This is a genomic window from Echinicola sp. 20G (assembly GCF_015533855.1).
GTDB lineage: Bacteria > Bacteroidota > Bacteroidia > Cytophagales > Cyclobacteriaceae > Echinicola.
On sequence record NZ_AP024154.1, the window covers coordinates 4,677,802 to 4,699,342 of the forward strand.

Annotated in this window: 22 protein-coding genes; 8 read left to right on the forward strand and 14 right to left on the reverse strand. The window is 39.8% G+C overall.

The window, feature by feature from the left end:
* Position 1: 1 nt before the first annotated feature.
* The 3 genes from JL001_RS18855 to JL001_RS18865 are packed head-to-tail and all read right to left on the reverse strand — an operon-like array spanning position 2 to position 5,107.
* Positions 2 to 2,629: a DNA gyrase/topoisomerase IV subunit A gene (locus JL001_RS18855; protein WP_200979012.1), complete on the reverse strand. Its 2,628-nt coding sequence runs from the start codon at positions 2,627 to 2,629 to the stop codon at positions 2 to 4.
* Between the two features lie 46 nt (positions 2,630 to 2,675).
* Positions 2,676 to 4,580: a DNA topoisomerase IV subunit B gene (locus tag JL001_RS18860; protein WP_200979014.1), complete on the reverse strand. Its 1,905-nt coding sequence runs from the start codon at positions 4,578 to 4,580 to the stop codon at positions 2,676 to 2,678.
* Between the two features lie 32 nt (positions 4,581 to 4,612).
* The gene (locus tag JL001_RS18865) at positions 4,613 to 5,107 is read right to left on the reverse strand and encodes a DNA topoisomerase IV (RefSeq protein ID WP_200979016.1); all 495 of its coding nucleotides are present in this window, start codon (positions 5,105 to 5,107) and stop codon (positions 4,613 to 4,615) included.
* A gap of 305 nt (positions 5,108 to 5,412) precedes the next feature.
* Here JL001_RS18865 and JL001_RS18870 point away from each other — a divergent pair, with 305 nt between their 5' ends.
* Positions 5,413 to 5,805, forward strand: coding sequence for a hypothetical protein (locus JL001_RS18870; protein WP_200979018.1), 393 nt, complete (start codon positions 5,413 to 5,415; stop codon positions 5,803 to 5,805).
* Positions 5,806 to 5,813: 8 nt separating this feature from the next.
* On the opposite strand, the gene JL001_RS18875 is transcribed toward JL001_RS18870, so the two are convergent.
* Positions 5,814 to 6,731, reverse strand: a complete 918-nt coding sequence (locus tag JL001_RS18875; RefSeq protein ID WP_200979020.1) for an ROK family protein — start codon at positions 6,729 to 6,731, stop codon at positions 5,814 to 5,816.
* Positions 6,732 to 6,780: 49 nt separating this feature from the next.
* Positions 6,781 to 7,269, reverse strand: a complete 489-nt coding sequence (locus tag JL001_RS18880; protein WP_200979022.1) for a YkgJ family cysteine cluster protein — start codon at positions 7,267 to 7,269, stop codon at positions 6,781 to 6,783.
* Between the two features lie 109 nt (positions 7,270 to 7,378).
* Here JL001_RS18880 and JL001_RS18885 point away from each other — a divergent pair, with 109 nt between their 5' ends.
* Positions 7,379 to 7,738, forward strand: a complete 360-nt coding sequence (locus tag JL001_RS18885; protein ID WP_200979024.1) for an arsenate reductase family protein — start codon at positions 7,379 to 7,381, stop codon at positions 7,736 to 7,738.
* Here JL001_RS18885 and JL001_RS18890 read toward each other — a convergent pair.
* Entirely contained in the window at positions 7,735 to 8,565 is an 831-nt protein-coding gene (locus tag JL001_RS18890) for a S1 RNA-binding domain-containing protein (RefSeq protein WP_200979025.1), read from the reverse strand. The genes JL001_RS18885 and JL001_RS18890 overlap by 4 nt on opposite strands.
* A gap of 183 nt (positions 8,566 to 8,748) precedes the next feature.
* On the opposite strand from JL001_RS18890, the gene JL001_RS18895 reads away from it, so the two are divergent.
* Positions 8,749 to 9,648 carry a 3-hydroxyacyl-CoA dehydrogenase family protein gene (locus tag JL001_RS18895; RefSeq protein ID WP_200979026.1) on the forward strand — a complete coding sequence of 300 codons (900 nt, stop codon included), beginning with the start codon at positions 8,749 to 8,751 and terminating at the stop codon, positions 9,646 to 9,648.
* A 2-nt stretch (positions 9,649 to 9,650) separates the two neighbouring features.
* Positions 9,651 to 10,268, forward strand: a complete 618-nt coding sequence (locus JL001_RS18900) for a deoxynucleoside kinase (protein ID WP_200979027.1) — start codon at positions 9,651 to 9,653, stop codon at positions 10,266 to 10,268.
* Positions 10,269 to 10,273: 5 nt separating this feature from the next.
* On the opposite strand, the gene JL001_RS18905 is transcribed toward JL001_RS18900, so the two are convergent.
* Positions 10,274 to 10,918, reverse strand: coding sequence for a hypothetical protein (locus JL001_RS18905; protein WP_200979028.1), 645 nt, complete (start codon positions 10,916 to 10,918; stop codon positions 10,274 to 10,276).
* Between the two features lie 32 nt (positions 10,919 to 10,950).
* On the reverse strand, positions 10,951 to 11,103 hold the full coding sequence (locus JL001_RS18910; RefSeq protein ID WP_200979029.1) for a hypothetical protein: 153 nt from the start codon (positions 11,101 to 11,103) through the stop codon (positions 10,951 to 10,953).
* Positions 11,104 to 11,273: 170 nt separating this feature from the next.
* Here JL001_RS18910 and JL001_RS18915 point away from each other — a divergent pair, with 170 nt between their 5' ends.
* The 3 genes from JL001_RS18915 to JL001_RS18925 all read left to right on the forward strand — a co-directional run bounded on the left by JL001_RS18915 (position 11,274) and on the right by JL001_RS18925 (position 14,796).
* Positions 11,274 to 11,606 carry an Hpt domain-containing protein gene (locus JL001_RS18915; RefSeq protein WP_200979030.1) on the forward strand — a complete coding sequence of 111 codons (333 nt, stop codon included), beginning with the start codon at positions 11,274 to 11,276 and terminating at the stop codon, positions 11,604 to 11,606.
* Positions 11,607 to 11,695: 89 nt separating this feature from the next.
* A complete protein-coding gene (locus JL001_RS18920) occupies positions 11,696 to 14,056 on the forward strand; it encodes a S9 family peptidase (RefSeq protein ID WP_200979031.1) in 2,361 nt (786 codons plus the stop codon).
* Between the two features lie 197 nt (positions 14,057 to 14,253).
* The gene (locus tag JL001_RS18925) at positions 14,254 to 14,796 is read left to right on the forward strand and encodes an SRPBCC family protein (RefSeq protein ID WP_200979033.1); all 543 of its coding nucleotides are present in this window, start codon (positions 14,254 to 14,256) and stop codon (positions 14,794 to 14,796) included.
* A gap of 49 nt (positions 14,797 to 14,845) precedes the next feature.
* Here the strand turns inward: JL001_RS18925 and JL001_RS18930 are convergent, their stop codons facing one another.
* From JL001_RS18930 to JL001_RS18955, 6 genes are all read right to left on the reverse strand, one after another.
* Positions 14,846 to 16,648, reverse strand: coding sequence for an OmpA family protein (locus tag JL001_RS18930; RefSeq protein ID WP_200979035.1), 1,803 nt, complete (start codon positions 16,646 to 16,648; stop codon positions 14,846 to 14,848).
* A gap of 1 nt (position 16,649) precedes the next feature.
* The gene (locus JL001_RS18935) at positions 16,650 to 17,621 is read right to left on the reverse strand and encodes a deoxyhypusine synthase family protein (RefSeq protein ID WP_192011598.1); all 972 of its coding nucleotides are present in this window, start codon (positions 17,619 to 17,621) and stop codon (positions 16,650 to 16,652) included.
* A gap of 110 nt (positions 17,622 to 17,731) precedes the next feature.
* Positions 17,732 to 18,364: an OmpH family outer membrane protein gene (locus JL001_RS18940; RefSeq protein ID WP_200979037.1), complete on the reverse strand. Its 633-nt coding sequence runs from the start codon at positions 18,362 to 18,364 to the stop codon at positions 17,732 to 17,734.
* A 126-nt stretch (positions 18,365 to 18,490) separates the two neighbouring features.
* Positions 18,491 to 19,393: a histone deacetylase gene (locus JL001_RS18945; RefSeq protein ID WP_200980547.1), complete on the reverse strand. Its 903-nt coding sequence runs from the start codon at positions 19,391 to 19,393 to the stop codon at positions 18,491 to 18,493.
* Between the two features lie 69 nt (positions 19,394 to 19,462).
* Positions 19,463 to 20,023 (reverse strand): hypothetical protein, encoded by a 561-nt coding sequence (locus JL001_RS18950; RefSeq protein ID WP_200979038.1) that lies wholly within the window; start codon positions 20,021 to 20,023, stop codon positions 19,463 to 19,465.
* A gap of 184 nt (positions 20,024 to 20,207) precedes the next feature.
* Positions 20,208 to 20,579 (reverse strand): phage holin family protein, encoded by a 372-nt coding sequence (locus JL001_RS18955; RefSeq protein WP_200979040.1) that lies wholly within the window; start codon positions 20,577 to 20,579, stop codon positions 20,208 to 20,210.
* 181 nt (positions 20,580 to 20,760) lie between these two features.
* Here JL001_RS18955 and JL001_RS18960 point away from each other — a divergent pair, with 181 nt between their 5' ends.
* Positions 20,761 to 21,510 (forward strand): acyl-CoA desaturase, encoded by a 750-nt coding sequence (locus JL001_RS18960; protein WP_200979041.1) that lies wholly within the window; start codon positions 20,761 to 20,763, stop codon positions 21,508 to 21,510.
* Positions 21,511 to 21,541: the final 31 nt, after the last annotated feature.

The following is a 21,541-nucleotide window of genomic DNA, read 5'->3' on the forward strand; positions in this document are numbered from 1 at the left end:
CCTAAAAAAGCCCTAGTTGTTCTTTATCGTCATCATCTTCCTCATCTCCTTTCTTTACATTCAAATCTACGGTAGAGCCAACTTCAATGTCTTCATCTGAAGATTCTTTGTCTTCTTCAGGTTTCGACTCCTTCTTAACCGGTTCCAATAGCTTGATATCCTTGATTGGATGGGAAGAGACTTTGTTACCAACAGCCTTCCAACCCTTGACATCGATCAACATGTCCAAGTCATATTCCACCACCTCAGTTTCTTTGCCTTTTTTCAAGGTAACTTTTACCTGGGGTTGTTTATCAGTAGAAACTACAACCAGTTCTGACTTTTTATTATCCGAGATAAAATTGAACTTCTTATTGGTGGTGCTTGTCTCGATCTGGAAACGCTTCACATAATAGTTCTTGCTTGCCCCATCAAAATAAATCGCAGAAGTAACTGCCTCTGGATTGTACTTCTCCAGTAACATCAGTGTGTTAGGGTCAAACCTATTGGTCAATTCGTAAGAAGTCAGTTCATAACTACCATCCTTATAGAAAGCAATGATCTTATCATCTCCAAGGAAATTTCCAATCAATCGGCCACGCTCGTCGGTGTTCAACCTTCCAACTGATTCATCATAGTAGATGTCCAGACCGCCAAGGGTAGAAACGCCTTCCATTTTTAACTGGATTTTCCTTACAGGGTACCTGGTAAGAATATTACCACCTGCTCCCCTGCCTTTGATATCAATATCCTTGAAATCAAAATCGAATACTTTTACTCGGGCTTTGCTGCCTTGTGTGAGATAGGCTGTGATGATTTCAGCTTCACCATTACTATTGGCAGTAAAGTAGAGCACTTTCGAGCCCTTGGTTCCTTTGGTCAATACATATTCCCGGTCACGGGTCACACTCAGGATTTGGAAACGCTTGACCATGGCCCTGCCCGACCCGCCATCCAAATAGATCATATTATAGACCATACGTTCATCTCCTTTTCTGAAGACGCCTACATGGATAATGTCTTTTCCGACGAAAACCTTGTCCTGAATCTTGGTAACCACACAAGTTCCGTCTTTCTTAAAGGCAATGATGTCATCTAGGTCCGAACAGTCACAGACAAACTCATCCTTCTTCAACCCATGACCAATAAACCCGTCCTGACGGTTAACATACAGTTTGGCATTATTGGCTGCCACTACTGTCGCTTCAATGGTATCGAAAGTCCTGATTTCAGTTTTACGCTCTCTTCCCTTACCATATTTCTTTAGCAGGTTTTTATAATATTCGATAGCATACTCTGTCAGATGCTCCAAGTTATGGTTGACTTCCTTCAGTTCATCCTCGAGCTTCCTCATCAGCTCATCGGCTTTGAAACTATCGAACTTAGAGATTCTTTTGATCTTGATTTCTGTCAGACGAACAATGTCTTCCTCAGTAATCTCCCGGTAAAAATCAGGCTTGTAGGGATCCAATCCCTTGTCGATGGTCTGAATGACCGCTTCCCAGGTTTCGCACTCTTCAATATCCCTATAGATCCTATTTTCAATAAATATTTTTTCCAAAGAAGAGAAAAGGATTTTCTCCATCAACTCCCCTTTTCTGATCTCCAGCTCTCTTTTGAGAAGTTCTTTGGTCTGCTGGGTATTGTAAGTTAAAATATCATTCACACTGATAAATACCGGCTTGTCATCAATGATCACACAGGCATTGGGTGAGATAGATACTTCACAATCCGTAAAAGCATACAGGGCGTCAATGGTCATATCAGGAGATTGGCCGGGTGCCAAAAACACCTGAATTTCTACATCCTTGGCCGTGTTGTCCACTACCTTTTTGATTTTGATCTTGCCCTTGTCATTGGCTTTGATGATCGAGTCAATCAGCGAGTTGGTGGTCGTACCATAAGGAATATCCTTGATCAACAAGCTCTTGCCATCACCTTCCTCTATCCTTGCCCTGACCTTGATTTTGCCTCCTCTGAGACCTTCATTGTATTCTGAAAAATCAGCCAATCCACCCGTTGGAAAGTCAGGAAGGATGTTGACTTTCTTGCCTTTCAAGATATCTACAGAGCTATTGATCAGCTCACAGAAATTGTGGGGTAGAATTTTGGTGGACAAACCCACCGCAATGCCCTCCACCCCTTGGGCCAATAGCAAAGGAAACTTGACCGGTAAGGTAACCGGTTCTCTTTTTCTCCCATCATAGGACAATTGCCATTCGGTGGTCTGAGGATTGAAAACGACCTCCAAGGCAAACTTAGAAAGTCTGGCTTCAATATAACGGGCGGCGGCGGCTCCATCCCCTGTCCTGATATCCCCCCAATTACCTTGGGTTTCAATCAAAAGGTCTTTTTGGCCCAGGTTAACAATGGCATCGCTGATAGAAGCATCACCATGAGGGTGATACTGCATGGTCTGCCCAATGATATTGGCCACTTTGTTGAATCGGCCATCATCCATCTCCTTCATGGCATGAAGGATTCTCCTTTGAACAGGCTTGAAGCCATCTTCAATGGCCGGAACAGCCCGCTCCAAAATCACATAGGAGGCATAATCCAAAAACCACTCTTTATACATTCCGGTCACCGGAACGGAATCATGTAAAGCTTCTCCGTTTTCTTCTGGACCGTTATTTTCTATATCACTCATATATTATCTAAAGCATTTTGTCAAATAGGAACCACTAAAATAAAGATCAAGCCGCCTCGTTCTCTTCCGAATCTACCTTTGCCGCTTTATCCTTTTCTTCCACAATGTCCTTTTCCACTTTGAGGTTATCAATGATAAATGATTGTCTGTTTGGGGTGTTTTTGCCCATAAAGAAAGATAGCAAATCCGCTATTTTGGTTTCCTTTCTTAGGATAATCGGCTCAAGCCTGATATCTTCTCCGATAAAGCCGCCAAACTCCTCAGGAGAAATTTCTCCCAGTCCCTTAAATCGGGTAATCTCTGGTTTATTCCCCAGCTTGGCTATAGCATTCCTTCGCTCTTCATCCGAGTAGCAATAGATGGTTTCTTTCTTATTTCTTACTCTGAAAAGTGGCGTATCCAAGATATAAAGGTGTCCATTCTTTACCAGGTCTGGGAAAAACTGTAGGAAGTAGGTCATGATCAATAACCTGATGTGCATGCCATCTACATCGGCATCTGTGGCGATCACAATCTTCCTGTACCTCAATCCATCAATTCCGTCTTCTATGTTCAGAGCGTGCTGAAGCAAGTTAAACTCTTCGTTTTCATACACCACCTTTTTGGTCATGCCAAAGCAGTTCAGAGGCTTTCCTCGAAGTGAAAAGACCGCCTGTGTCTGCACATCCCTTGATTTGGTGATGGATCCAGATGCAGAATCACCCTCTGTAATAAAGAGCATGGTGTTGTTCTTGGCATCATCATTTGCCTTGGCATCATCATAATGCACCCTGCAATCTCTCAGTTTCTTATTGTGAAGGTTGGCCTTTTTAGCTCGCTCATTGGCCAGCTTTTTAATGCCTGAAATTTCCTTTCTCTCACGCTCAGACTGCAAGATCCTTTTCAAAAGGGCATTGGCAGCATCTGGATTCTTATGGAGATAATTGTCCAGTTCTGTTTTGATGAAGTCATTGACAAAAGTCCTCAAGGTAGGCCCATCTGGCCCCACACTTTGAGAACCAAGTTTGGTCTTGGTTTGGGACTCAAAAACAGGTTCCTGCACCCTTACGGCTATAGAAGCAACAATACTCTGCCTAATATCGGAAGCATCATAATCTTTCTTAAAGAACTCCCTTATGGCTTTTACAATGGCCTCCCTAAAGGCGGCCAAGTGCGTACCACCTTGAGTGGTAAACTGACCATTTACAAAAGAGTAATATTCTTCTCCATACTGATTGGAGTGGGTCATGGCCATTTCAATATCATTCCCTTTCAGATGAATGATTGGATATCTTCTGCTGTCATCATCCACTTTTCTGTCCAAAAGGTCATGAAGCCCTTTGTCCGAGAAATACTTCTTCCCATTGAAATTGATGGTAAGACCAGCATTCAAAAAGGCGTAGTTCCAAATTTGGTTTTCCAGGTATTCTGGGATGAAATGGTAGTTTTTAAAAACGGTTGGGTCAGGAGAAAAAACGATTTTGGTACCGTTGCGTTCGGAAGTACTGGTAACTTCCTTATCTTCTTTTAGCTCTCCTTTTTCAAACTCAGCTACTTTGGTCTGCCCATCCCGATAAGATTGTACCTTAAAGTAATCTGAAAGGGCGTTTACAGCCTTGGTACCCACACCATTCAGCCCTACAGACTTTTGGAAAGCACCTGAATCATACTTACCTCCGGTATTGATTTTGGAAACACAATCGATCACCTTTCCTAATGGAATCCCTCTACCATAGTCTCTCACTTCTACTTTATGCTCACTGATTTTGATCTCGATGGTCCTTCCATGCCCCATCATGTGCTCATCGATACTGTTATCCAATATCTCTTTGACCAAAACGTAAATCCCATCATCTTGGGCACTACCATCACCTAACTTACCAATGTACATACCTGGCCTAAGCCTGATATGTTCTTTCCAGTCCAGTGACTTAATACTATCCTCGGTGTATTGTACATTTTTTTCTGCCATTGGTAGTCTACTCGTTTTCGTTGGTATTCAAATTAAGCATGGGATTGCACCGCTTTCATTTTCTTGGAAAGAATCACAAATAATGCAACAATCCAAATCACAAAAAATACAGCAATGCAGTACAAGCCAATTGGTGAAGGCTGCCCTTTTTCCTCTATGATCCCATTGATCCCATGAATATATAATGCGATAATGATAATTGAAACATTTAGGACAGCTACAAAGGAATAAATCCAGGCCAACATATTTTCTTTGAACGGATCTCCTTTTTGGAACAACCTCCTAAAATTGGGTGTCGCTTTGTTTTCAATCATTTTGGCTGGAGTAATCAACAGCACATTCAAAATCACAAAAGCACCTATGCCTATGTAAAAGAATATGTCCTTATCGATCACTTTCAGCGGTAATCCATTGGCATCTACTTCAAAACTCACCTGAGTCGGCAAGGCGGAATAGATATACATGAAGATAACAATGAACAGTAATACGGAAAGCAAATGAAATGCTTTGGCAAATCGATGATTCATATAAGCGTAATTTAAACTGCTAATATAAGGGTTAAGATGAAAGATTTCCCCTTTCTCCATCATTAGATTTTTGTGAGCTTAAACCTGATAGGAAAGCCATTTACGCTTAATCTGCTGACTGTAAGATGGGTTTAGGCCACCTTTTGAGATATATCAATTCATGTTTTTTTAAGTTTTATTCGTAGTTGGAAATCCTCTGACAATTTTCATTTCCTCCAACAAAAAGACTAAATCTCTTTTCTCAGTTCCAGTTTAGGTTTTCTTATCGTACCTTCGAAACCTCACTCAAGAAACCTTTCTGTTCAATGAAAAAATTACTGCTTTACCTGTTCTTTATTGTCATGATTTTTACACTTGGTACTGCTTGTACCTCCAAATTGGAAGTGGGAAATATCAACTTGGAAAACTGGAAAAGTGACCGGGATGGCTGTAAGGGGTTGCGCTTGAAGGACCTGGAAGAAATCAAAAAAATCAAGAATACTTTTTTGGAAGCCACCAATCAGGAGTTGATTGTTACTTTCGGAAGACCAGATCGGGTATTGCTTTTGGACAAAAGCCAAAGTTTCTTCTACTACTTTCTAGAACCTTCGGATAAGTGTACTGGACAAGATACAGAAAAAGAACCCCTAAAGGTTCTTTTTCGAATGAATGCTATCAATAAAGTAAGCGAAGTAACCATTACTACGCTTGAGCCTTAAGTTTCAGGTTAAAAGCAAAGTGCTGCAGCGCCAAGAGTCCCTGCATTGTTGCCCAAGGTGGCCTTGATCAACTTGAGGTCTTTTACATAATAAGGCGTCAAATACTGTCTCACTGTTTTATCCAAAGCAGGCATCATAAACTCCAACCCTGCTGAGATTCCTCCTCCAAAATAGATCTCCGTAACATCCAAAATCCTCACTGTAGAGACAATAGCCTCTCCCAAGATGTCCCCTACTTCCTCAAATGTCATCAATGAAACTTCATTGCCGGCATAAGCGGTATCCACCAAAAGGTGCGTGCCCAGCTCCTTATCTTTCAGCTCTCCTGCTTTTTCAGGATAAGCATTGATCATTCTTTCCAGAATTCTCAAAATGCCATTTCTACCAATAAGGGTTTCCAAACGCGCATTACCTCGGGACATCATGTGGCCCATTTCCATCGCATTGCCCCTCGCTCCTTTGAATATCCTTCCATCCAAGACTGCTGCACTACCTATTCCAGTTCCCATGGTGATAAACAGGAAGTTGGAAGAGGGTTTGGAAGAAGCAAAGTTAAATTCTCCCACAGCAGCTGCGCTGGCATCATTTTCCAGAAAGAATAATTTGTTTGGATATTTTTCCAGTAAAGCTCCTTTGAGGTTAAAACCGTCTAGATCAGGAATGGCAGGTATTTCCAAAGTAGTGGTCCTCTCCTTATTGATCAAGCCCGGCAATCCGATCCCAACTTTATTTACATCAGGATATTTGGCCAGGTATTTTCCGATCACATCAACAAAGCAAGCATTAAAGCCTCTTGGATCCTCTTTATAAGGTCCGGTATCCTCTTTATCAAAAGATACAATCTCTCCCTCCTGGCTCACTCGGCCAATCTTCAAATGGGTTCCTCCCACATCGACACCTAAAAAGTGTTCGTTTTGATTATTCATGGTTTTAGGTATAATAGGTTTTGGCTTCTAAAATAGTAAACAGATTAAGTTACTTCCTAAATTCTTTCGAAAACTCTTGAAAGATTTCGTGAACTGCAGGACAAACCTGTGTATTTCTTAACGTCAAATTCAAAATTCCGTGCATATTTTTCCTGTTGGTATGTGGATATTCCCTACAGGCTTTGGGTCTAGCATCATAAACAAAACACTTATTGTCATCCCCCAGAAAGGGACATGGTGAGCTGTTGAGCACAAAATCCCCATCTTCATCCCTGTGCAAATAAGTGTCAATAAAAGCAGAAGGTTTCATCCGGAATGCCTTGGCCAGACGATCAATGTCAGTTTGTATAAAAATTGGACTGGTGGTTTTGCAGCAATTCGCACATTCCAGACAGTCGATATGTTCAAATTGAGCATCGTGTGCTTCTTCAAACTTCTTGTCCAGCACTTTGGGTTTGATTTTCCTCAACCTATCCTTAAGCTTTTTGTGGTTAGGATACTCGCTCTGCACCTTCTTTTTAAAATTTTCTAAATCCATACTCACAATACACTTACAACATTAACTGAAACAAACAAATTAATCAGTAAAATATTTGGATTTCCTGTAATAATTTGTATTTTTATTCATAACATAACCCAAATTTGACATGAAAATGCACCCCACTGAATTGTTCTTTTATTACATTCCTTCGCACTCTATCGATAAGCAAGCCAGGGCTTATGCGAGATCTGTGTCAAAGTATGTAAATGAGATTAATATTGAAAAAGAACATATTACCACAACTGGATGGAGGTCTATCCTCGACAAATTGAAACTAAGGCCAAAAGACTTGCTTAACCGGGCTCATCCCGATTATCAAAGTCAAATAGCAGGAAAAACCTGGGATGATGAAAGTTGGCTCAATATACTAGTCAGGTATCCCCACTTGATCAAAGCGCCTATCGCGATCAAACGCGAAAAGGCTGTTTTGTGTACCAAACCAATGGAAATTCTGAAATTGAATTAGCCATTCAATTCAATGCCATCATCCTTGATCAATATTCTCTTACTTTTATACAATTGACCAATGGACTGTTTAAAGTGTTTTTTACTCATCCCTAAAGTCTTTTTGATTTCTTCGGGGGATGATTTATCATGAAGGGGCAAAAATCTCTTAACTTTTAAAACGCTTAAGATTTTTTCTGCCCCTTCTTCGTACTTTTGCCTTCCTATTGGTGTCAACTGCAGATCCAATTTACCATCCTCTCTCCTCTTTTTCACATAAACCTTGATCCTATCTCCAATGGTTATCGGCTGGAAAACTTCATTCCCATAGATCAGCCCCTCATAATGTTGGTCAATCAAAGCTTTAAAGCCCAGATCAGTATGATCAAAAATCAAGGCTTCCACTTCTTGCCCCTCTTCAAACACACTGGTATCGCTCAGCATAAAATCCTGATACTTGGAAACACCAATCAACCTATTGGTCTTGTAATCCACACAGACCATCACAAGGTATTTCTTTCCCTCCGTAATTGGCTTTCCCATTTCTGACTTGGGCACAAACAAATCCTTGGGCAAGCCCCAGTCCATAAAGGCTCCAAATTGGGTCACCTCTTTGACATCCATTATCGCAAACTCATCTGCTAAAGCAATTGGCCGGTCAGTTATCGCCACGGGTCTGTCTTCACTGTCTGTATAAATAAAAACTTCCATTTCGTCCCCCTCTTTTTCTTCTCCTTTGAGATAGCCCTTGGGCAACAGTACCTCTTCCCCATCGGACATTTGCAGGTAGGCTCCATTGGCCGTGAAACGATTGATTCTGAGCTTGGAAATTTTACCGAGTTCTTTCATAGTTTTAGTTTGTCCCCAAAGGTACTGAAATCTGCTCAAAACTGATTTTTGTTGGTCAACAATCTGTTAAAATCCCAAAGGTTATTGGATTAACAGGCATTAAAATTTAGCTTTATCCAAAGAATATAAAACACATTATAACCTGGATGAATCCACGGTCATTCATCCCAAGCCATTTCTTTTATGTTGAAAATAGCTGTCATCGGATCCGGTACCATGGGAAATGGTATCGCACATGTTTTTGCTCAAAACGGGTATCCAGTTTCCCTAGTGGACATCAATGAAAAATCACTCGAAAAAGCTTTAATTATTATTTCAAAAAACCTTGATAGACAGGTAAATAAAGGAGTTATTTCAAGCGATAAAAAGGAGATTACATTATCCAATATCAAAACCTTTACGAATTTAAAAGAAGGTGTTGAATCAGCAGATTTAATAGTAGAAGCTGCTACCGAAAATGAAACCGTCAAGTTAAATATTTTCAAAGAGCTTGATCAACTTTCCCCTCAAAAAGCCATCCTTGCTACCAACACTTCCTCCATTAGTATCACCAAGATTGCCGCTGCTACCAACAGACCTGAAAAAGTAATTGGAATGCATTTCATGAACCCTGTTCCTGTTATGAAATTGGTGGAAGTGATCAGTGGATACAACACCTCAGATGAAACAACTGACCAGATCATGTCACTTTCCAAAAGCTTGGAGAAAGTACCTGTAGAAGTGAATGATTACCCAGGTTTTGTGGCCAATCGTATTTTGATGCCCATGATCAATGAGGCTATTTACAGTCTACAGGAAGGAGTTGCGGGAGTAGAAGAAATAGACACCGTTATGAAATTGGGAATGGCTCATCCCATGGGACCACTCCAGCTGGCTGACTTTATCGGATTGGATGTTTGCCTATCCATATTGAAAGTGCTTTATGAAGGTTTCGGCAATCCTAAGTACGCTCCTTGCCCACTTCTGGTCAATATGGTCCAAGCAGGCCACAAAGGAGTCAAAAGTGGATCAGGTTTTTATATCCACACACCCGGGAACAAAGACCTGGTTGTGGCTGAGCAGTTCAAAAAACAACATCATTAGGAATGCACATCGCTGTTTCAGGAAATATCGGAAGTGGAAAAACCACCTTGGCCACCATGTTGGGAAAACATTTCGGTTGGCAACTTGAACTGGAAGATGTGGAAACCAATCCCTATCTAGAGGACTTTTATGAGGATATGAAAAAATGGTCATTCCACTTACAGGTTTATTTTCTGAACAGCCGATTTAAGCAGGTAAAGAAAATCAACCAAAGTAAATCTGCTACCATACAGGACAGGACCATTTATGAAGACGCCTACATTTTTGCTGCCAACTTACATCAATCTGGCTATCTGGAAGAAAGAGATTATCAGAACTATCTCAAATTGTTCCATTCCATGATGGAATATGTCAAACCACCTGATCTATTGATTTACTTAAAGGCGGAAATCCCCAAACTTGTAAGCCAAATACAAAAAAGAGGAAGAGATTACGAAAACAACATCAGCATCAATTACCTGAAAAATCTGAATCAACATTATGAGGATTGGATTTCCACTTACGATAGAGGCAAATTATTGGTTATTGATGTAAATAATACAGACTTTGTCCATAAACCAGAAGATTTTGGTCTCATCCTAAGCAAGATTGATTGCGAAATAAATGGCCTTTTCTCGTAAGACATTTACACCAACTTCCTTTGCAGCCAGTTAATAATCGCTTTTTGATTTTCTTCTTTTGGATTAATCAGCAGTTGGTCTATTCTTTTTAGGCTTCCACCAGTCATGATATTTTCGTACATCGGAATACGAATCATTTTGTAGCCATGTAGCCTACTCAACAAATCATACTGGGCATCGTTATAGGCATTCAACTTCCATCCTGAAGAACCATTGCCACTGAGGTCTCCAGCTTCCTCTGAACTTCCAAAACACTGTTTGGCAATGGTAGGGCCATTCCAAATTCTTTCTTGCAGGCCAGACTTCAAACATTCCTTTTCAAAAGTCCTGCAAAGTCTTTTGTAGCTATCTACCCAGCTGTAAGTAAATACTTCATAAAGAGAAGATTTGAGGGTGTTGAGTCGATAACGATTAAAATGCACAGCATCATCATACAAGAAAAGAAAGCGATCAATTCTAAAATCAAACTTTAATCTTTCGAGCATCACATAATTACCGCTTCCACCTGCCTTAGCGAATAAATCACCCATGAGGTCCTGCGCTTTTTCATCCAATAAATTATGGTTGGTTTCAAGTTTGAAGTCTTCCTCTACGTCTAAATCATTGTCCAAAAGAATTTGGACCAGGTTTTTTACTTTAAGTTGATGCACTTATTTTTCTTTTTTATTTCGGAGCTCTATTCTCATTCATTGGTATCGCTGTCCATGATCCTTTCTTTTAGGTTGCCCTTTGAACCTGGAAATGTAGTCTTGGAGGAGATATCAATCCCAATCAAAATCATAATAATTAGAAAAATAATACTTAGAATAAGAAATACTTTTTTCTTTGTTTCCATAATGAAAACTTTTCCTTTATTTTTCGGTTTCTTAATCCCCAAAATTAAAAGAAAGTTGGCTTATTGTAAAGGAAGGCCCTGATAATATAAACGCCTAAAAAGTATTTTGTCATTTGGTTAATCCTTCATTAATGAATAAATTATGTCAGAAAACTGTTTAATATCTAATTATGTACGAGTTGATTAACAAAGATGTTATTCATCAATTTTTAGGAGATGACCCTGAACTGATCAAGCCAATGCTTGAAATGATTCTTCACAACAATTTGCCTGAGCTAAATGACCTGGACAAGTATTTTGATGAGGAACAATATGATGAAGTCAAAATAAGATGTCACAAGGCAAAGTCTGCTATGGGCTATGTGGGTTCTTCACACACGCAAAAAATCCTTCAAGAGATAGAAAAAGATGTAAAAGAAGTCTACCCCAAAAAGAAAAATGACTTGATCAAAGATATTAGGTTAGTTGAAAAAGAACTCCATCAGCTTTTGGAAGATATTTAGGTCAACTTAGCCTCTTTGTTGACCATTTAAACTTTTTTGATTTGTTATAATTCTCGGACTTGCCCATATTCAGGGAAAAATTCCCAAATATGAAACAAGTACATTTACTGTTATTAATTCTTTTTAATACCACACTGGCCAGCTTTGGACAGCAAAGTGACTTATCGGTCGAAAAAATCATGAAAGACCCTAAATGGATGGGCAATTTCCCTTCAAATGTTCGTTGGGGAGAAAATAGTGAAAACATTTATTTTAGTTACAACCCTGATCAAAACCCATCTGACTCTCTTTATACAATTTCCATTTCCAACTTAGACCTTATTACCAAAGTCAACTGGAAAGAGCAAGATGCATTAGTACCACGAGGCGAGTACAATGCTGATAAAAGCAAAAAGATCTATACCCGAGATGGAGTTCTTTATTCCTATGATTGCAAGAAAGAAAAAGAGCAGGAATTACTGTCACTTGGAGAGAGAATCTCTAATCCAACTTTCCTTCAGAACGAAAGTATCATTGCTTTTGAGATGGCTGACAATATTTTCACCTATGACATGGGTGAGGGAAAAATCAGTAAGCTCACCAATATCAAAAATGGCAACAAACCATCAAAAAAAGAAGATGAACTGTCAGAAAAAGAAAATTGGCTGAAAAAGGAAAACACTGAATTGCTGAAAGTGATTCAGGAAAGAGAAGAAAAAAAGGAACTTTCCAAATCTTATAGAGCAGCTACAAAGAAAAAAGAGTCCTACACTTATTATGCTGGTAAAAAAAGGATTTCCAATTTACAAATCACACCCAACGGCAAGTTCGTTATCTTTAACCTGATCACCAGTAGTGAAGAAAGAAAGAATACCTTTGTTCCTGATTTCACCGATGTCTCTGGCTACACGACCAATCTAAACACCCGACCAAAAGTTGGTGAGGAACCTAGTAAGGTTGAAATGGCCATCTACAATATAGAAAAGGATACAGTTTACCTGGTAAATACTGAAAGTCTTCCGGGTATAACCGATTTGCCTGATTATGTAACAGATTATACTGATAAAGAATGGAAAAAGGAAAACCGTTCGGTCATTCCTGCCAATCCTAAATTCTCTTCCAAAAGTAAAGCAATAATTAATATTAGGTCCACAGACAACAAGGATAGATGGATCGCTTTATTGGATTTGGAAACGGGTGAATTATCATCTCTGGATAGACAAAGGGATGAAGCGTGGATAGCTGGGCCGGGCATTGGTTATGGTTTTGGAGGCGGAACATTGGGTTGGTTACCTGATGATCAACATATTTATTTCCAATCTGAAGCTTCAGGCTACTCTCACCTTTATCTACTTAATGTGGAAACAGGTAAAAAAACCGACTTGACCCCTGGTCAATACGAAGTGTTTGATCCTCAATTATCCAATAATAAAAAGTACTGGTACCTGACCACTTCTGAGGTGCATCCAGGGGAAAGGCATTTTTATAAAATGCCAGTGATGGGAGGAGAAATGATCAAACTGACCTCTATGCAAGGTAGCAACCAAGTTAGTCTCTCTCCTGATGAAAAACACTTGGCTATTCTCCATAGTTATAGTAACCAACCTTGGGAACTTTATATCAAAGAAAATAAAGTTAAAAGTAATTCAAAGAAACTGACCTCCGGTCAAAGTACCGAATTTAAAACCTACCAATGGAAGGACCCAGAACATGTTACCTTTGAGGCCAGTGATGGACAAACCGTCCATGCAAGAATGTATAAGCCTTCCGCTGAAGCCTCCAATGGTGCTGCTGTGATCTTTGTTCATGGAGCTGGCTATCTCCAAAATGCCCATATGTGGTGGTCTAGCTATTTTAGAGAATACATGTTCCATAATTTACTTTCAGACTTGGGATATACCGTATTGGACATTGATTATCGAGGCAGTGCCGGCTATGGAAGAGACTGGAGGACCGGAATATACCGACATATGGGAGGCAAAGACCTTTCAGACCAAGTGGACGGTGTAAGCTATCTAATAGAAAATGAAGGTATAGACCCCAATAAAGTAGGGATCTATGGAGGAAGCTATGGTGGTTTTATTACCCTGATGGCCTTATTCAATGAAAGTGATACTTTCCACTCTGGTGCGGCGCTGAGATCAGTAACAGACTGGGCCCATTACAACCATGGTTACACTTCCAACATTCTCAATGAACCATTCAATGATCCTATTGCCTACAAAAGGTCATCGCCTATTTATTTTGCTGAGGGTCTCAAAGGGCATTTGTTGATGGCACATGGAATGATCGATACCAATGTCCATTTCCAAGATGTGGTCAGACTCTCTGAACGTTTGATTGAATTGGGAAAAGACAATTGGGAAATGGCTATTTATCCAGTAGAAGATCACGGTTTTGTGGAGCCTAGCAGTTGGACAGATGAATACAAAAGAATTTTAAAGCTTTTTAATCAAACACTTCTTGATTAAGCTTTGATTGAACAACCCATAATCCCTGACAAAAATTGTCAGGGATTATTTTTTGATTTTGAAACTTAATGAACCCTTGAAAACCAAATATTTCTTTAAACTATAGTAGTTAAGCATATCAAATTTTATATTAGATATACAAATTACACAACTCATTGTTTCAAATGCTTAATTACTAACCTTAAACTAATTTAACCATGAAAATTCTGAAAGGCATTTTATTCGCCATCTTGGGCATCATCGTCATAGCCCTGGTTGCAGCACTATTTATCAGTAAGGAAATCAATGTTGAAAAGACAGTAACCATCAACAAGCCCGTTGAGGAAGTTTTTGATTATGTTAAAATGCTGAAAAACCAAGATAAGTTTTCTGTATGGATGCAAATGGATCCCAACATGAAAAAGACCTTTTCAGGAACAGATGGAACCGTGGGTGCAGTTGCTGCTTGGGACAGCCAAAATTCAGAGGTAGGTAAGGGTGAGCAGGAAATCATTAGCCTTGAAGACAATAAGCGCATCGATTATGAATTACGCTTTATTGAGCCATTTGAGGCCAATGACGAAGCTTATATGCTCACAGAAGAGGTATCTGGTAACCAAACCAAGGTTGTTTGGGGATTTCATAGTGTGGCCGGCTATCCAATGAACTTGCTCATGAAATTGATGGGCATGGAAGAAATGCTCGGAGGACAATTGGAAGAAGGTTTACAAACACTAAAATCGCAAATGGAGGCATCATAAAAAAAGGGGCTAAATTTGCCCCTTTTGCTTTTTACTTTTCAATTGATCCTTATTGGATGATAACCATTTCAACCCTTCTGTTTTGCTCTCTTCCTTCTTCTGTGTCATTGCTGCTTATCGGCTGAGAACCTCCTAATCCCCTCAACCTGATTCTCTCAAACTCCACACCTTGGCTGACCATATAGTCCCTGATGGTTCCTGCCCTGTCCATGGACAATTCCTTATTCAAGGATGCATTACCTACATTATCAGTATGACCTTCCAATCGGATTTTTAAACCAGGGTTTTCCTTTAGAAACTCCACAAGTTCATCAATAAATCTCATGGAGTTTTCATTGGCAATTTCAGAAGTACCTTTTTTGAAAAGCACCTCTTCCAAAACCATTTTCACCCCACTCTTGGCCGGTATCAAAAGGATTGTTTCCCCTCTCTCTTCTAATTCTTCTATCGACAATGAAACAGGAAGATAATTGGGCGAAGAAACAGTCAGTTTGGATGTACCCTTTCTCACCTTCAATTCTAAGGGTCCTTGGTGATCATTCTCTACACCTATACTGTTTCCATCTTGATCTTTAAAAACGACCTTAAACGGAATGTTCTTAAATGTATTGTTGTCTGCTGCATTTAGGGTAATGCTACTTCCTTCATCTATTGGAGCTTCCTCAATTTTAGGGGTTTCTGCTTCCAGCTTTACTAATTTCTCTACCTCTTTTTCGCCAGCAGTAATTCCAGAAATGCTTTCCTCTTGAATTACCTCATTTTCTGGCCGAACTTTCTCTTCTAATGCTACAGTAGTGGAAAGCTCATTAATTGGAGTGTTTGCAGTTATTTCATTCTGCTCAATTGTTGGAGCAACTGACTGTTCAACTGCTCTTTGGTTGCTGGTTCTAACTGGAAAATTAGCAGCCAAGAAACGATTTGGATTGGCGTTCTCCGTATTCACTTTCTCCAAAACAATTTCTTCTTTCCTTTGCATCATAATGTCGCCATACCCTTCACTATCTTTTGTCGTGGTCACAAAAGCGGTATAAGGGCTATTCGGGTCGATAAAATAGGAAAGCTCCACACCTCTGGTATTGATATCATCTTTTAATCTCTTAGGCTTGGTCCAATTTTCCCAGGTATTGTCCAAACGTTGGGCATAAAAAATATCCCTTCCTTCTTCTGTCCCATGGCCGTTGGTTGAGAAATATAAGATCTGTTTATCATCAGATAGAAAAGGGGTCATCTCCTGCTCATAGCTATTGATAGCTGGGCCAATATTTTTGGGAACGGACCAGTTCCCATTAGACTGCTTGAAACTCACATAAATATCTTCATTTCCGTAGGAACCATAAGAGTTCATGGACATCACCAGTATTTCACCCGAAGGGTGCAGTCTGGCACTAAAGCTTCTCCCATTGTTTCGGAAACTTCCAAAATCCAATTGGAACATGTATTCCCATTCCGTCTCTCCTACTCTTTTGTATTGATGGATACCATGGGCTTTCTTTTTGCCATCATGATAAACCAAAGCAGTTTGGTCATCAGGGAAACCTATCAATAGATCATATCCGGATGTGCTCAAACTTTTGACAGGCCTTGCTTCCTGCCATTGGTTAAAGTCGTTTTTCTTACTGTACCATACATCTCCCAAATCCTTGCCTCCTCCTGTATTGTCAGGGTGATAAGCTACACTCAGAAATAATTCTTCCTTCGAAGAAATCACGGGTTGTTGCTCATCATAAGGTGTATTTACCTGTCTAAGGGCATAAACACCTTGGGCAAAGGATGGTGTAAAAGCACAAAAAGCAAGCACAGGAATAGTGCTTGCTTTCAAAATACTTGACTTAATTTTTTCTGTTACTTTCATGTCATTGATCTAATACAATCGCAAATACTAATGGCGCCACGATGGTCGCATCAGATTCGATGATGTATTTAGGCGTATCAATTCCCAGTTTACCCCAGGTGATTTTCTCATTTGGCACTGCTCCTGAGTAGGAACCATATGAGGTAGTGGAGTCAGAAATCTGGCAGAAATAGCCCCATAAAGGCACTCCATCCCTCTGAAGATCCTGGTGCAACATGGGTACCACACAGATAGGGAAGTCTCCTGCAATGCCCCCACCGATTTGGAAAAAGCCTACGGTGCTGTCATCTGTGGCATTTTCTGTATACCAGTCTGCTAAATACATCATGTACTGAATACCGCTCTTAACGGTATGAACATTTTTCACATCCTTTGTGATACAATGTCCTGCGAACATATTTCCCAGCGTGGAATCTTCCCATCCCGGAACGATGATCGGAAGATTCTTCTTAGCCGCCTCTAAGAGCCAGCTGTTTTTAGGGTCAATCTGATAGGATTGTTCCAGCTTTCCTGAAAGCAAAATCTTGTAGAAGAATTCATGCGGGAAATAGCTTTCACCAGCTTGGTCAGCCTTCATCCACTCTTCGAGGATTACATCCTCAATCCTTCTCATTGCCTCCATTTCTGGAATACAGGTATCAGTGACCCTGTTCATATGTCTGTCTAGCAAATCCTGTTCCTCTTCTGGAGAAAGTTGACGATAATGTGGAACTCTTTCGTAATAATCGTGTGCAACAAGGTTGAAGACATCCTCTTCTAAGTTAGCCCCAGTACATGTGATGATATGAACTTTGTCCTGACGAATCATTTCCGCCAGTGAAATCCCCAACTCAGCAGTAGACATAGCTCCAGCCAATGTCACCATCATTTTACCATTATTGTCCAAATGGGTCTTATAGCCTTCAGCTGCATCTATCAAAGCCGCTGCATTAAAGTGCCTAAAATTGTGCTTGAGAAATTCTGTAATTTTCATCCTATATAGCGTTTAAATAATTTATCAAAATTACGACTGATATGACATGATACAAAAAAAGCCCGGAAATAACCGGGCTTTTACTGTATCTTCTTACTTCCTACGGTTGATCATTCAGCTGAAGTGGTGTCAGTTGTGCTGGATGCATCTTTTGAGGAAGAGCTATAAGCGTCGTTTAGTCCTTTGGTTACCGAAGTCGTTACATCAAGGGCTTCGTGGGCATACCATACACCACCACCTCTAGTGTAAGAAAGAATCATTTCCAAGTTGTTCTCTTCTGCATAACCTTTAAGGAATTCCTGAATTTTATCATAAACTTCATTATAAAGATTCGCTTCATCCGCAGAAAGCTCCTGCATCAAGTTATCTCTATAAGTCACCAAGTTTCTTTCCTTTTTCATCAAGTCTTCTTGCTTGGCTCTTGACTGGTTAGGTGTCATGTTCTGTGCAGATTGCTGAAAATTAGCTACTTCCTGCTCAAAACCTTTGGCTCTGTTAGAAAGCTCACTTTCATAGCGCTTGCCCTTTTCAGAAATTTCAGAAGACTTGTCTTTGAAGTATTGATAGTTATTGATCACACTGTCCGTGTTGATGTAGGCAATGTTCAAATCGCTCAATTCAACTGTTCCTTCACCGGAAGTACCAGCGCCGGCAGTAGTGCTTTCATTTCCCTTATTATTACAAGCCACCAAAAGGGTTCCTGCAATTCCTAAAATTCCTAGTGCTTTACTAAATTTTCTCACGTTTCTGGTTTATTAATTCAACTTGCCGCAAATATAAACAAACTTCTCATTCTACAAATCTAATTCGATAATGATCAAAGTTTTTATAAAGAAAGTTTAACATTCTTTCGTAAACCCAGTCTTCTCTCAAAAGAAGATTTCCTGGGCCAGCCTATAAGTATTGGCATGGGCTTCAATTATATGGCCTATTTTTTCTGAATAGCCCCCTCCCATACAGCACATGATGGGAACTTCATGATGAAAAGCAGCATTCAACACTATTCTGTCCCGCTCCTTACACCCATGGATGCTAAGTCCCAGCCTGCCTAGCTTATCGGTAGCCAATACGTCCACCCCACATTGGTAAATGATAAAATCTGGCTCTACCTGATCAAGCAAAGGTTCCAAATGGGATTTCAAACTGCTGATGTAGAATTCATCCCCCACTTTGTCGGGCAAGCCTACATCCAGATCTGATTTTTCCTTTTGAAGTGGATAATTGGCGGCTCCATGCATGCTGAAAGTAAAAACCTCGGGAACATCCTGAAATATTTCAGCGGTTCCATTTCCTTGGTGCACATCCAAGTCCACTACCAGAATTTTGCTGGCCAACCCATTTTGGATCAAATAATTCGCCGAAATCGCAATGTCGTTCAAAAGACAAAACCCTTCTCCTCTGTTTGAAAAAGCATGATGAGTCCCCCCGGCGATATTCATGGCAATGCCATATTCCAAGGCAAAAAGGCTGGCCTGTACCGAACCATGCATGATATGGATTTCACGATCCACCAAAGATTGGCTCAGTGGAAAACCGGTTTTTCTGATTTCGGATTTGGAAAGACTTAAGCTGGTCAACTTATCGACATAACTGGTATGATGTGTATTAAGAATCCACTTTGCCTCCAAGGCTTCCGGCTCAAACAAATTCTCTTGCGAAATGGTGCCTTCGTACAGCAACTGTTCCGGCAAAAGATCATATTTCTCCATTGGAAACCTATGTCCATTAGGTAATGGGTGGGCGTATTTAGGCGACCAAGCTATTTTTAAAATCATTGGGCAAAATAAAACCGTTTGTTAAAATCAACAAACGGCGAATACAATTAGTTGTGTGAGGGTTTATTATTCTTCTTCTACGTCTTCAGACTGGAAGGTATACATGGTTTCATCAAGTTTGATGGTATCATCATTAAACTCTTTGATGAATTTTGCGATTACAGTTTCATCTACATGGTCAATATGTAAAGCCACGTCCAGACCTATTCCATAGTCGTGATTGGTATCAAGATCAATAAACTCCTGTACCTTAACAGCTTCCTCCTCTTCCAGTTCCATGATGATTTCTGTAATAAACCAGCCTATTTCTTCCTCATTGCTATTGAGGGGCTTAAGGTTACCATTTTCATCTTCCTCATAATTGATCCCATTAAAGTTGGGGAACTTCTGAGCCGCTTTGTGCTCGGCCAATTCATATATCTCGCTGGAGTGATGAAGGCGTAAGGTATAAAGGGCCGCATCATAAATCACTTCCCTACCTTCATACATACCTACAAAGTAAAAGTTAACAAACTCGTCACTATTACCCTCAGATGGAACGATTTTAAAAGGTTTTTTGGAAGCCTTCAATTCTGCTTTAAAAGCATCGATAGTCTCGGGCTTGAACCCATCATTTTTGTATTGCATATCTGTAAATAAAAGGGTGAATTGAATATCTACTTATCGCACTTGGTAAAAATTTAAAAACAGTTACATATTAATCTTGCAACCACCATTTTATAAGTAATTAAATTACAATTAATTACCAGAAAAAAAAATGATTACAACAAAAAAACAACCTTCATTTTTTACCAGCTTGTGATAAGCATACTCATCGATTTTTGCTAAACAAAGAAACGCCAAAAAGGGCATTTATTATAGATAAAATAAAACTAAATAATAAAGCCCACCAAAAGCCATCCACAATGAAGCCCGGAACGATCTCTGCAGCAATCAAAATGATCATTGCATTAATCACCAAAAGGAACAAACCCAAAGTAACTAGGGTTATGGGGATGGTTAAGAAAATCAAGATGGGTTTGATGGTAAAGTTCAACAAACTGATGACCGCAGCGATCACCACAGCCACCCAGAAGTTCTCCACTGACACCCCAGGCAATAAATAACCAGTAAAAATGACAGCAAGGCCAGCGACAGCCAACTGAACCAATATATTGCCACATCCAGAGTTTGAATCACTCATATAGGTAAATATTAGATGAAAATTAAAAACACTTCATAATACAAGTAAAAAAGTAGCTTCACAACAATATTTTGCTCAAAAAACATGAATTATGTCATATTATCTGAAAATTATCAAGTCCTTACTTAAATTTTAGCATAGAAGAATTTATCTTTGTGTACTTAAATCAATTCTAAATTACGTGATATTAATAGTCTTCTTTCTTCTCCATTGGTATTTCTCTTTGTTTTGCCAAAGTTTCTTTCTACATAGATATGCCGCTCACCAAATGTTCATTATGAACAAGTTTTGGGAGAGGTTCTTTTATTTCTTCACTTGGGCATGCCAAGGCAGCTCCTACCTTTCACCAAGGGCCTATGCCATTCTTCATAGAATGCACCATGCCTATAGTGATACTCCAAAAGATCCACACAGCCCACATCATACCGAAAACCTTTTCACCATGATGTGGAAAACCAAAAACATCTACAATGACTATTTCTCTTTCAAACTAAAACCGGAAGAGCGATTCTCCAAAGATGTTCCTGATTGGAAAAAATTTGACCTGATGGCTGACAGCATGATGGTTAGAGTGGCTTGGGGTCTTTTATATGTAGCTATCTATGTATTGAGTATCAGTGTATTTGAATTACCGGGCACTCACTGGTGGATGTACTTCTTACTGCCTATCCACTTTTTGATGGGCCCTGTACATGGAGCCATCGTCAACTGGAGCGGACATAAATACGGTTATGCCAATTTTGATAACAATGACCAATCGAAAAATAGCTTATTGCTGGATGTATTGATGCTAGGTGAACTGTTCCAAAACAACCACCATAAGCTTCCAAACAGACCAAACTTCGCCGTAAAATGGTACGAATTTGATCCTACCTACCCTGTTGTAAAGCTATTACACTTTACAAGAATCATTAAGCTGAGAACACAATAAAATTTTCCATTGGCCACTGAATTCGGTGGCC

Coding starts and splice junctions, on each gene's coding strand:
- JL001_RS18855 (WP_200979012.1), bottom strand. CDS start 2,629: ATGAGTGATATAGAAAATAACGGTCCAGAAGAAAACGGAGAAGCTTTA.
- JL001_RS18860 (WP_200979014.1), bottom strand. CDS start 4,580: ATGGCAGAAAAAAATGTACAATACACCGAGGATAGTATTAAGTCACTG.
- JL001_RS18865 (WP_200979016.1), bottom strand. CDS start 5,107: ATGAATCATCGATTTGCCAAAGCATTTCATTTGCTTTCCGTATTACTG.
- JL001_RS18870 (WP_200979018.1), top strand. CDS start 5,413: ATGAAAAAATTACTGCTTTACCTGTTCTTTATTGTCATGATTTTTACA.
- JL001_RS18875 (WP_200979020.1), bottom strand. CDS start 6,731: ATGAATAATCAAAACGAACACTTTTTAGGTGTCGATGTGGGAGGAACC.
- JL001_RS18880 (WP_200979022.1), bottom strand. CDS start 7,269: ATGGATTTAGAAAATTTTAAAAAGAAGGTGCAGAGCGAGTATCCTAAC.
- JL001_RS18885 (WP_200979024.1), top strand. CDS start 7,379: ATGAAAATGCACCCCACTGAATTGTTCTTTTATTACATTCCTTCGCAC.
- JL001_RS18890 (WP_200979025.1), bottom strand. CDS start 8,565: ATGAAAGAACTCGGTAAAATTTCCAAGCTCAGAATCAATCGTTTCACG.
- JL001_RS18895 (WP_200979026.1), top strand. CDS start 8,749: ATGTTGAAAATAGCTGTCATCGGATCCGGTACCATGGGAAATGGTATC.
- JL001_RS18900 (WP_200979027.1), top strand. CDS start 9,651: ATGCACATCGCTGTTTCAGGAAATATCGGAAGTGGAAAAACCACCTTG.
- JL001_RS18910 (WP_200979029.1), bottom strand. CDS start 11,103: ATGGAAACAAAGAAAAAAGTATTTCTTATTCTAAGTATTATTTTTCTA.
- JL001_RS18915 (WP_200979030.1), top strand. CDS start 11,274: ATGTACGAGTTGATTAACAAAGATGTTATTCATCAATTTTTAGGAGAT.
- JL001_RS18920 (WP_200979031.1), top strand. CDS start 11,696: ATGAAACAAGTACATTTACTGTTATTAATTCTTTTTAATACCACACTG.
- JL001_RS18925 (WP_200979033.1), top strand. CDS start 14,254: ATGAAAATTCTGAAAGGCATTTTATTCGCCATCTTGGGCATCATCGTC.
- JL001_RS18930 (WP_200979035.1), bottom strand. CDS start 16,648: ATGAAAGTAACAGAAAAAATTAAGTCAAGTATTTTGAAAGCAAGCACT.
- JL001_RS18935 (WP_192011598.1), bottom strand. CDS start 17,621: ATGAAAATTACAGAATTTCTCAAGCACAATTTTAGGCACTTTAATGCA.
- JL001_RS18950 (WP_200979038.1), bottom strand. CDS start 20,023: ATGCAATACAAAAATGATGGGTTCAAGCCCGAGACTATCGATGCTTTT.
- JL001_RS18955 (WP_200979040.1), bottom strand. CDS start 20,579: ATGAGTGATTCAAACTCTGGATGTGGCAATATATTGGTTCAGTTGGCT.